Genomic DNA, 9,956 nt, shown 5'->3' on the forward strand with positions numbered 1-9,956 from the left:
GAATAGGCAGCTGGCGCGTAAAACGGCGGTCTATAAGCACCAGCAGCTCCACGGCGGCCGGACGGCCAAAATCCAGCATGGCATCCAGCGCGGAGCGGATGGTGCGGCCGGTGTACAGCACGTCATCTATCAGTACAACCCTTTTATTCTCTATGGAAAAATTGATGTCGGTTTCATTTGGCACATGCAGGGTGTTGCCTTTATTAAAATCGTCGCGGTAAAAAGTAATATCCAGCTTGCCGTAGGCAATGGGGGTACCGGGCAGCAGCTTTTGCAGGGTGTGATAAATGCGGTCCGACAGGTAAATGCCACGCGGCTGCAAGCCTATCAGCACTGTATTTTCAAAGTGCAAATGCGTTTCAATAAGCTGGTGACAAAGCCGGTCTATAGTAATGGCCAACTGCGTTCCATTCAGTATGGTTTTCAATGCTTATAGAATTTAAGGACCAAAAATAATAATTAATAGGCATTAATACTTTTTAACATTCCGACGGGAAACAAATAACAGTCTTTAACAATGTGTAATGATTTAACTGTTTAGATTGCTGCCTGATAAACAATCTATATTCTTTCACCCAAACCCAATTATGTATGCAGAAAATTTTATGGACCGTTGGCATGGTAACCCTCATCCTGTTTGTGCAATCCCAGGCCCGGGCGCAGCAGCAAATGCCGTTTAAGAAGAACCTGGTCGGCGGCAGCCTTTCATTCAGCACCTCCAGCGAAGTAACGCCTCCCTCCGGCGGGGGCAGCTTTGACGGCACTTCATTTAGTTTCAGGCCAACTTATATTCATTATTTAAAAGAAAACCTGGGTATAGGCGCTACATTGGCGTATAACCGTTATTCAACAGATAATCCCAATGAACTTTATTTGAAGTATGCAGTTAACGCCTACGGCTTCCGGCCTTTCATCCGTTTTGACATCCCATTATGGCAAAGCCGCTTTTCAGTTTTTAATGATGTAGGAATCGGCGGCAATTACAGTGCGCTTAACATGGATTTAGCCGACGGCACCCATACCAGGTACAACACCTGGTCGCTGGAGGCCTTTTATAACCCCGGGCTGATGTTCAGGCTTAAGCGCAACATCTCGTTACAGGTGTCTTTTGCTTCCTTTGTGAATTACACTTACGTGGATGAAGGCCATGCCCATTCCTTTGGCATTACCCCCAACCACGGTATTAACGACCTTGTATTTGGTGTCAACTTTCTGTTTTAACTTGCTGCTTCACCTAAAAACAAGGCATATGCAAATCACCAGATCCATATTCGGCTGCCTGCTGCTCGCAGGCGCCCTGCTATGCAGCAGCTGCTCCCATTCCCAGGTAAAAGTAGGCTCCAAAGTGCCTGTATTTCAGCTGAAAGACCAGGATGGCCACCTGTTTGACCTGGCGTCGGTACTGGGCAAACAGCCCCTGGTTATTTACTTTTATCCTAAAGACGAAACCAGCGTCTGTACCAAAGAAGCCTGCTCCTTCCGGGACGCCTATGAACAGTTTAAACAATATGGCGCAAAAGTGATTGGCATCAGCAGCGACGGCGTAGCCTCCCATAAAGCGTTTGCGGAGCACCATCACCTGCCTTTTACCCTGCTGGCCGATACCGCCAATGACGTGCGAAAGCTGTTTGGGGTGCCCAAAACATTTGTGCTGCCGGGGCGGGTAACCTATGTGGTAAATAAGAACGGCATTGTGATACACGAGTTCAACTCCATGCGCGATGCGGAGAAGCACGTAGCCAGCGCCTTACAGGCGCTTACAACTACGAATTAGTTAATTACGAATTATGAAACGCGGAGCAGTGCATCGCCTGTTCCGCTCTATGGAAAATGCCTTTGTAGTGTTTACCGGCAGCTGAAACGGTGCTATAGCTCCATACCCGGCAAATAACCGGATAATACAGCGGCCCCCAAAAAAAAATTACGAATTGCAAATAGTGGCCATTGTTCTTCAACAATACATCCACCATTTGTAATTCGTAATTCAATTATTTGTAATCACTATTACTTCCAAAGCCTCACTGCCACTATTCAAACACCGTTCAATCCGTAATTGACTACAGGCCGAAGGCTTGCTTTACTTTTTCCACGTAGTCAAGCTTTTCCCAGGTGAACAGCTCAACCTCTACTTTCTTTTCGGTTTGTTTGCCTTTGTTAAACACCTTGGTTATTACCTGGTTTTCGCGGCCCATGTGGCCATAAGCAGCGGTTTCGCTGTAAATCGGGTTGCGCAGCTTCAGCCTTTGCTCAATGCTATAGGGGCGCATATCAAATATCTCTTCCACTTTGCGGGCAATTTCGCCATCGCTCAGCTTCACTTTGGAAGTACCGTAGGTATTAATATACAGGCCACAGGGCTTGGCTACGCCAATGGCGTAAGACACCTGTACCAGCACCTCATCGCATACGCCGGCTGCTACCAGGTTCTTGGCAATATGGCGGGTAGCATAAGCAGCGGAACGGTCTACCTTGGAAGGATCTTTACCGGAGAAAGCGCCGCCGCCGTGCGCACCTTTACCACCGTAGGTATCTACAATGATCTTACGGCCGGTTAAGCCGGTATCGCCATGCGGGCCGCCTATTACAAACTTGCCCGTAGGGTTAATGTGATAGGTGATTTTGTCGTTGAACAGCGCCTGCAGCTCAGGTTTCAGCCTGGCTTTAACGCGGGGCACCACTATCCTGATTATATCTTCCTTGATCTTGGCCAGCATCTGCTCGTCCTTGTCAAAATCATCGTGTTGGGTAGATATAACGATGGTGTCTATACGCACCGGTTTGTTATCGTCGGAATATTCAATTGTTACCTGTGATTTTGCGTCGGGGCGCAGATAGGTAATGTCTTTATTTTCACGGCGTATGGCGGCCAGCTCCAGCAGCAGCTTATGCGCCAGGTCCAGTGCCAGGGGCATATAGTTTTCTGTTTCGCGGCTGGCATAGCCAAACATCATCCCCTGGTCGCCCGCGCCCTGCTCTTCGGGGTTCTTACGGTCTACGCCCTGGTTAATGTCAGGCGACTGCTCGTGAATGGCGGAAAGAATGCCGCAGCTGTTGGCCTCAAACATGTAGTCGCTTTTGGTATAGCCGATTTTACGGATCACCTCACGGGCTATGTCCTGCACATCCAGGTAAGCGTCAGACTTTACTTCGCCGGCCAGTACCACCTGGCCGGTAGTTACCAGTGTTTCACAGGCTACTTTTGACTTTGAATCATATGCGAGAAAATGATCGATCAGCGCATCGGAGATCTGGTCGGCCACTTTATCCGGATGTCCTTCAGATACAGATTCTGACGTAAATAAATAAGGCATAAAATATCCGTGTTTCGTTTTATAGTTTAGTATAAATTATTCGCAGCTTAATATTAAACCGGGAATGGTTGCCTCCGCCTGCCTTTAACCGATGCACATCTATATTCCTGGGAGAAAGCGCTTCCAGCTTAAAGCTTGTATTCGTTTCCTGCTTACGCAGCAACCGCTGCATATAACGGGCAATGTTAAACTTGTATTGTATGTATTTCATCCCGCCGAACAGGGTTACCACTGTTCTTTCGCCACCAAAATACGGTTGGTTGGGACTACTGGGGTTTCCATAATCAATTATGGGTCTGGTGGTATCCCCGGCAACATATTGCTGTAAAAATAAGTAATCTGGTTCAGAATAAATATCATTAAGATCAGAAGCGCCGGTAGTAACTTCAGACACTACCAGCTCCGCCTTGTTAATAACGGCATTGGGAAAGTTTTCAAGGTTGGGAATGGTGAGCTTTGTAAACAGCCCGGGCGCATCTTCAATAAACAGCAGGCTGTCTCCATTGGGGTTGTTGGTATTCATATACGGCGCTGCCTGGGAGCCGGCATGGTTGCGTACAAAATAGTTGGCATGCGCGGTAAAGCCGGCTTTAAACGGAAAGCTGGCGCTCAGGGAGTCCTCTTCAGAATTTTTATAGAAAACGCGGATGCGGGTTGCCGGATCGTTCAGGTTCAGGTACAGCATGGCACGGTTGGTGGCCAGCATGGTATCGGGCACAATGGCCAGCCCTTTCAGGAAAGCGTAAAAGCTGGAATCGTTGGTAAAACCCGTGGTGGCAGTTTGCTGCAGGAACTCGTTTCCCAGGGCGCTGCTTAACCGGATGCGCAGCTGGGGCGCTTCCTTAACGCCGTAAACAGGTACGGAGTCTTTTAAATTGCGCGGCGCAACGGTGGCAGTGCCCAGTAGTTCGCCCGTGTTGTATTTTAATGCCTGGTAATAGCGGTAATTGGAGTCTATTTTAAAATCCGGCTCCGACATGCGGTACACCCTGAAGGTTTGGGTAGCCATGGAGTCGCCGTAATAACCGTCATAGGCAATGCTCAGCACAATAGAGTCCAGCGTTTGACCGGTGCCTGTAAAGCTGAAGCCACTGCCGGGCAGTCCCATTTGCGTATATACAATGCCGTGCGCGCTGCCCGATACCGGATCGTTTACAATAGAACCCAGCACTTTAAGGTAGTTTCCGCGGCCGGTGTACACGGTGGAGTCAGTTTGCCAGATATTATGGGCAACAATGCCGGTAAGCGTGGTATCAAGGCCGTTCACATAATCTTTACCCGGTATCAGCTCATTACCAAGAATGGTAGCTTCGTTACAACCCGATCCAAAATACATGGTGAGTATAAAAGCGGCTACCAGTCCCAGGTTCCTTAAAATGACTCTCACGCGTGAAGGTTTAGTGGTGGATGATCGCTACTTTCCCATCAGCTGGTTGTATAGCTGCAGGTAGTCGGCCAGGTCTTCGTTATCTTTCTTATACGGAAGAATGATCTTGCCCTTTTCACCTTTCAGCTCCTCTACCAGCTTTTTGTCGGCCTTTTCGCCGGCTACTACAATAGCGTCGGCATACTTGGCGGCGCCGCGGTTCAGCGCAGCATTGGTGCCTTCTTTATACGGCTCAATATCCTTTTCCTTTATCTGGTTGCTGATGGTGGCCTTTTTTACAAAGGTGGGGCCCAGCTTTTCCTTAAAACTGTTGGGTTCCAGTGAATACACTACTTTGGAATGGGCAAACACCGGCTCTTTCTTGTAGGCGGTTTTCAGGTACATCGGCACCAGGGCTGTCATCCAGCCGCTGCAGTGGATAATGTCCGGCGGCCAGCCAAATTTCTTTACGGTTTCCAGCGCGCCTTTGCAGAAAAACACGGCACGGGCGGCATTATCGTCATAAAACTGCTCGTTCTCGTCGTTAAAAACGGCTTTACGCTTAAAATAATCCTCATTGTCCAGGAAATACACCTGCAAACGGGCGCTTGGCAAAGAAGCCACTTTAATGATCAGCGGGTAATCATCATTGTCTATTACAATATTGATTCCCGACAGCCTTACCACTTCATGCAAACGGTGCCTGCGTTCGTTGATAATACCAAATCTTGGCATAATTACCCGTACTTCCAGACCCGCTTCATTGGACTTAATTGCCATTTTATTGACCATATTCGCATACTCGGTTAATTCCAGGTACGGCGACATCTCATGGGCAATAAAAAGAATTCTTTTCTTTGTGGACATTTAATGCTGATTATTAATGCAGTAATTTTTAATTTGGCTTGCAAAATTACGGATTTTTTAAAGAAAAAAGGACAAATTGGCACTTTTAACACTGTTTTAAGTATTGTTTTGTGGCAGAAACGGCCGTTTACCGTAGTTTTTACGCGCGCGTGAAACGCTGCCATTTGCATGACAACCAACAGCATACTGCTGATTTATCCCACCGCCTGCTACATATACAATTTAGCATTGATACAATTTTAACATTTTCTAAAAATGCACCTGTTTCAACAAAAGGATGCGCTCCGGCAATACCTTGGCGCGGCAAAAGAACAAGGCGCAACCATCGGGTTTGTACCAACCATGGGAGCCCTGCACGACGGGCACCTGTCGTTAATACGCGCCGCAAAAGCGCAGTGCAGCCAGGTAGTATGCAGCATATTTGTAAATCCTACCCAGTTTAACGATCCGGCCGACTACGAAAAATACCCGGTTACTATTGAGCGTGACCAGGAGCTGCTTATCAAAGCCGGCACCGATGTGCTGTTCCTGCCCGCCGTAGCCGAAATGTACCCGGAGGGCCTTACAGCGCCTGCCCGGCACTATGATTTTGGCGCACTGGAAACGGTGCTGGAAGGCGCCCACCGGCCCGGGCATTTCCAGGGAGTAGGCCGCATTGTGCATAAGCTGCTTGACCTTGTGCAGCCGCATCAGCTGTTCATGGGGCAAAAAGACCTGCAGCAGTGCCTGATCGTAAAACGGCTGCTGCAGCTCATCCACTCTCCCGCGGAGCTGGTTATTTGCCCTACCCGGCGCGAGCCGGACGGCCTGGCCATGAGCAGCCGCAACCTGCGCCTGAATGCCGGAGAAAGGCAAAAGGCCACTACCCTGTACAAAACACTCTCTTACATAAAAACCCGGCTGGCTGCCGGCGCACCCCTGCCCGATACGGTAAATGCGGCCCGGTTGCAGCTGCAATCCGCTAATTTTGAAACCGACTACCTGGAGGTAATTGCCGTGCAGGATAACGGCATTATCCTGTTCCCGGACAAACCGGTACCCGGCCTGCCCATGTATGCAGTGGTGGCCGCCCGCATGCAAGGCAGCGCAGTAAGGCTGATAGACAATATGGAAATGTAAAAACGATATGCAGATGTGCAGATGATTGGCGGAAGCTGCATTGTCATCCGCACATCTGCATATCTGCACATTCGCACATTTTTCCGTAGCTTTGCGGACGCTGAACTAAAATTATGCAGATCGAAGTACTTAAAGGTAAGATACACCGCGCTGTTATAACGGAAGCGAACCTGAACTATGTTGGCAGCATCACCATTGATGAAGATCTTATGGATGCCGCCAACCTCATAGAATATGAAAAGGTGCAGGTAGTGAACGTTAACAACGGAGAACGCCTGGAAACCTATGTGCTGAAAGGCAAACGCGGTTCCGGTGTGGTTTGTATGAACGGACCGGCCGCCCGTTTATGCGCCGTGGGTGATGTGGTGATCATTATTTCCTATGCCACTATGGATTTTGAAGAAGCTAAAAAGCATACTCCTATCGCCGTTTTCCCGAAAGAAGGTAACAAATTGTAAGACAGGAACCCATTTAATATCACGGTATGCCCAAGAAATTGAAAAGTTTACTCCAGATAGCTATTTTCCTGAGCATAGGCCTGATATTGATATGGCTGGTAACCAAAAACCTGACTGACAAAGAAAAAGAAGATATTAAAGACGCCTTCCGCAATGCACATTACTGGCTGGTGCTGCCGGCCATGATCATAGGCATTGCCAGCCACTGGGCCCGCGCCGCCCGCTGGAAGCTGCTGATAAAACCCCTGGGCTACTCCCCTTCTGTACTCAACACCTTTTTTGCCGTAATGGTAGGTTACCTGGCTAACCTTGCCCTGCCCCGTTTGGGAGAGGTAAGCCGCTGCGGTATACTGGCCCGGTACGAAAAAATACCGGCCGATAAGCTGGTAGGCACCATGATTGCCGAAAGAGGCATTGACCTCATTTGCCTGATTATTTTAATGATCGTAACCGTGGCCGTGCAGATTGATGTGGTGGGCCAGTTTTTTACCACCCGCATATGGGTGCCGCTGCAGCAGAAGATTGCGCATGCCGGTACCGGCCAAATGCTGCTGCTGGGCATTATTGCCCTGGTAATAGTAATAGCTGTTTATTTCTTCTTTAAACGCTTTGCCCGCTCCAAAGCCACCATTACCATACGGGCGCTGGCACGCGGCGTAATGGAAGGCATTTTATCCGTAGGTAAAATGGAACGTAAAGGCGCCTTCCTGTTCTATACCATACTCATATGGACGCTGTACTTTTCCATGCTGTACTGCGGTTTTTATACGCTCGATGAAACCAAACACCTGGGCTTTAAAGCTGCCATGGCAGTACTGGGTTTTGGTAGTATAGGCATGATCGTTACCCAGGGCGGCATAGGCGCTTACCAGGTGCTGGTGCAGCAAACACTGGTGCTGTACGGCATACACGCCACCACCGGATATGCCTTTGGCTGGATATTGTGGCTGGCCCAAACCCTGCTGGTAGCAGTGGTAGGCTTTCTTTCCCTTATACTGCTGCCCATGGTTAACAACACGAACCGCAAACCTGCTCCCGCACCGGCAGACCTTCAACAATAAAAAGGTTACCATAGCTATTTTCAACAAACAACCTGCTGCAACTGCTGCTGCAATGCGTAAACACGCATATACCATAACCTAAAATACAGTAACTTAGATTTAACATGAAAAGTTTTCTAAAAACCGTATTGTTGTGATTTTGAGAAATTCCTGAATGCAATCCGAATTTATGCGTTTGACGAAAAGTGATCCAGCAGACATGACATCCTCCGCCACCGATATTTTACAGGACAAAAAGCAGCCGAAGAAAAAAGACGCTCATCCCAAAAAGAAAATGATAGCCAGGGATGTTAGCTGGCTGTCTTTCAACGCCCGTGTTTTACAGGAAGCCGCAGACCCCACCGTACCGCTGCGGGAACGCATTCGTTTTCTCGGCATTTTTTCCAATAACCTCGACGAGTTTTTCCGCGTGCGGGTAGCCACCCTTAAACGCATGCTGTCTTTCGGCAAATCGGCCAAGGTGCACCTCGAAGAGAACCCCGACCTGATACTGGACGATATACAGCAGATAGGATTGCAGCAGCAGCGCGAGTTTGACCGCATCTGGAAAGGTATTGAAGAAGAGCTGCGCGCCGAAAAAATATTCATACGTACGGAAAAACAGCTGAACAAAGAGCAGCAGCGGTTTGTGCTCAGCTATTTTGATGAAGAAGTGCGCACCAACATCATCCCCCTGATGATAGAAAGTATACAGCACTTCCCTTTCCTGCGCGATAAATCCATATACCTGGCCGTAGTGCTTTCCCGGCAGGATAACTCCGTACGGCAAAAGTTTGCGCTCATAGAAATACCTACCGCCATACTGCCCCGCTTTATACTGCTGCCGTCCAAAGAAGGTGAGCATGATATTATACTGCTGGAAGATGTGGTGCGTTTTTCCCTGCCTAACATTTTCTCTTACTTCGGGTACGATAAGTTCGATGCGCACATCATAAAAGTAACGCGCGATGCAGAGCTGGATATTGACAACGACGTATCTACCAGCCTTATACACCAGCTGGAGAAAGGTCTGAAAGACCGGCGCAAAGGCAAGCCCGTACGCTTTGTGTACGATAAAGACATTGATCCGCTGCTGCTCGAATATCTCATGCGCCGGCTGGGCCTTTCAAAAAAAGACAACCTCATACCCGGCGCCCGCATCCACAACTTCAAGGATTTTATGGAGTTTCCGGAAGCCGTATTTGCAGGCAAGCCACAGCACCACCGCAAAACATTCATACATCCGCTGTTTGTAAATGCGCCCAGCGTAATGCATGTGATACAGCTGCAGGATGTAATGCTGCACTTCCCCTATCACTCATTTGATACTATTATTGACCTGCTGCGGGAGGCCGCTATTGATCCCAATGTTACCAGCATTAAGATCACGGCGTACCGCCTGGCCCGCAACTCCAAGATCATGAATGCGCTGATCAATGCCGTGCGCAATGGCAAGCAGGTAACAGTGGCCCTGGAGCTGCGCGCCCGCTTTAACGAAGAGGATAACCTGCGCTGGAAGACCCGGCTGGAGGATGAAGGCGTAAAAGTGCTCATAGGCATTCCCGGCATGAAGGTGCACGGCAAGCTGTGCGTGATCAAGAAAAGGATCGGCAACAAAACCGTGCAGTGCGGTTTTGTAAGCACCGGCAACCTGAATGAAAAAACAGCCCGCGTGTACGGCGATCATTGCCTGCTCACCGCCAACCGCGCTATTATGGCCGATGTGAACCGGATATTTGCTTACCTGGAGCACCAGCGCCACGATGTCAAGTTCCTGGAAACCTGCACCACCCTG

10 protein-coding genes are annotated in these 9,956 nt (G+C 49.0%); 6 read left to right on the forward strand and 4 right to left on the reverse strand.

The annotated features are described in order from the left end of the window. Positions 1-427 (reverse strand): bifunctional pyr operon transcriptional regulator/uracil phosphoribosyltransferase PyrR (gene pyrR, locus VFS25_RS16490; RefSeq protein ID WP_326463266.1); only part of this gene is annotated, 427 nt, incomplete at its 3' end. A gap of 164 nt (positions 428-591) precedes the next feature. Between pyrR and VFS25_RS16495 the strand changes: the two genes are divergently transcribed. Together VFS25_RS16495 and VFS25_RS16500 are read left to right on the forward strand one after the other, a co-directional pair. Then, the gene (locus VFS25_RS16495) at positions 592-1,221 is read left to right on the forward strand and encodes a hypothetical protein (protein ID WP_326463267.1); all 630 of its coding nucleotides are present in this window, start codon (positions 592-594) and stop codon (positions 1,219-1,221) included. 28 nt (positions 1,222-1,249) lie between these two features. After that, positions 1,250-1,774: a peroxiredoxin gene (locus VFS25_RS16500; protein ID WP_326463268.1), complete on the forward strand. Its 525-nt coding sequence runs from the start codon at positions 1,250-1,252 to the stop codon at positions 1,772-1,774. Between the two features lie 283 nt (positions 1,775-2,057). On the opposite strand, the gene metK is transcribed toward VFS25_RS16500, so the two are convergent. From metK to VFS25_RS16515, 3 genes are read right to left on the reverse strand one after another with little or no spacing between them, the layout of a single operon-like run. Continuing rightward, on the reverse strand, positions 2,058-3,311 hold the full coding sequence (gene metK, locus VFS25_RS16505; RefSeq protein WP_326463269.1) for a methionine adenosyltransferase: 1,254 nt from the start codon (positions 3,309-3,311) through the stop codon (positions 2,058-2,060). A 19-nt stretch (positions 3,312-3,330) separates the two neighbouring features. Beyond that, positions 3,331-4,698: a DUF4270 family protein gene (locus VFS25_RS16510; RefSeq protein WP_326463270.1), complete on the reverse strand. Its 1,368-nt coding sequence runs from the start codon at positions 4,696-4,698 to the stop codon at positions 3,331-3,333. Between the two features lie 27 nt (positions 4,699-4,725). After that, a complete protein-coding gene (locus VFS25_RS16515; protein WP_326463271.1) occupies positions 4,726-5,544 on the reverse strand; it encodes a glycogen/starch synthase in 819 nt (272 codons plus the stop codon). 255 nt (positions 5,545-5,799) lie between these two features. Here VFS25_RS16515 and panC point away from each other — a divergent pair, with 255 nt between their 5' ends. From panC to ppk1, 4 genes are all read left to right on the forward strand, one after another. Beyond that, entirely contained in the window at positions 5,800-6,663 is an 864-nt protein-coding gene (panC, locus tag VFS25_RS16520; protein WP_326463272.1) for a pantoate--beta-alanine ligase, read from the forward strand. A gap of 113 nt (positions 6,664-6,776) precedes the next feature. Next, on the forward strand, positions 6,777-7,121 hold the full coding sequence (gene panD / locus VFS25_RS16525) for an aspartate 1-decarboxylase (protein WP_326463273.1): 345 nt from the start codon (positions 6,777-6,779) through the stop codon (positions 7,119-7,121). 26 nt (positions 7,122-7,147) lie between these two features. Further along, a complete protein-coding gene (locus VFS25_RS16530) occupies positions 7,148-8,182 on the forward strand; it encodes a lysylphosphatidylglycerol synthase transmembrane domain-containing protein (protein WP_326463274.1) in 1,035 nt (344 codons plus the stop codon). A 169-nt stretch (positions 8,183-8,351) separates the two neighbouring features. Continuing rightward, positions 8,352-9,956, forward strand: a 1,605-nt coding sequence (gene ppk1 / locus VFS25_RS16535; protein ID WP_326463275.1) for a polyphosphate kinase 1, incomplete at its 3' end; no start/stop codon positions are given.

Source organism: Chitinophaga sp., from assembly GCF_035761305.1.
Classification (GTDB): Bacteria; Bacteroidota; Bacteroidia; order Chitinophagales; family Chitinophagaceae; genus Chitinophaga.

Bases quoted from the DNA above. Each gene is read 5' to 3' on its own strand.
- VFS25_RS16495 (WP_326463267.1), top strand. From the start codon at position 592: ATGCAGAAAATTTTATGGACCGTTGGCATGGTAACCCTCATCCTGTTT.
- metK (WP_326463269.1), bottom strand. From the start codon at position 3,311: ATGCCTTATTTATTTACGTCAGAATCTGTATCTGAAGGACATCCGGAT.
- VFS25_RS16500 (WP_326463268.1), top strand. From the start codon at position 1,250: ATGCAAATCACCAGATCCATATTCGGCTGCCTGCTGCTCGCAGGCGCC.
- VFS25_RS16515 (WP_326463271.1), bottom strand. From the start codon at position 5,544: ATGTCCACAAAGAAAAGAATTCTTTTTATTGCCCATGAGATGTCGCCG.
- panD (WP_326463273.1), top strand. From the start codon at position 6,777: ATGCAGATCGAAGTACTTAAAGGTAAGATACACCGCGCTGTTATAACG.
- VFS25_RS16530 (WP_326463274.1), top strand. From the start codon at position 7,148: ATGCCCAAGAAATTGAAAAGTTTACTCCAGATAGCTATTTTCCTGAGC.
- panC (WP_326463272.1), top strand. From the start codon at position 5,800: ATGCACCTGTTTCAACAAAAGGATGCGCTCCGGCAATACCTTGGCGCG.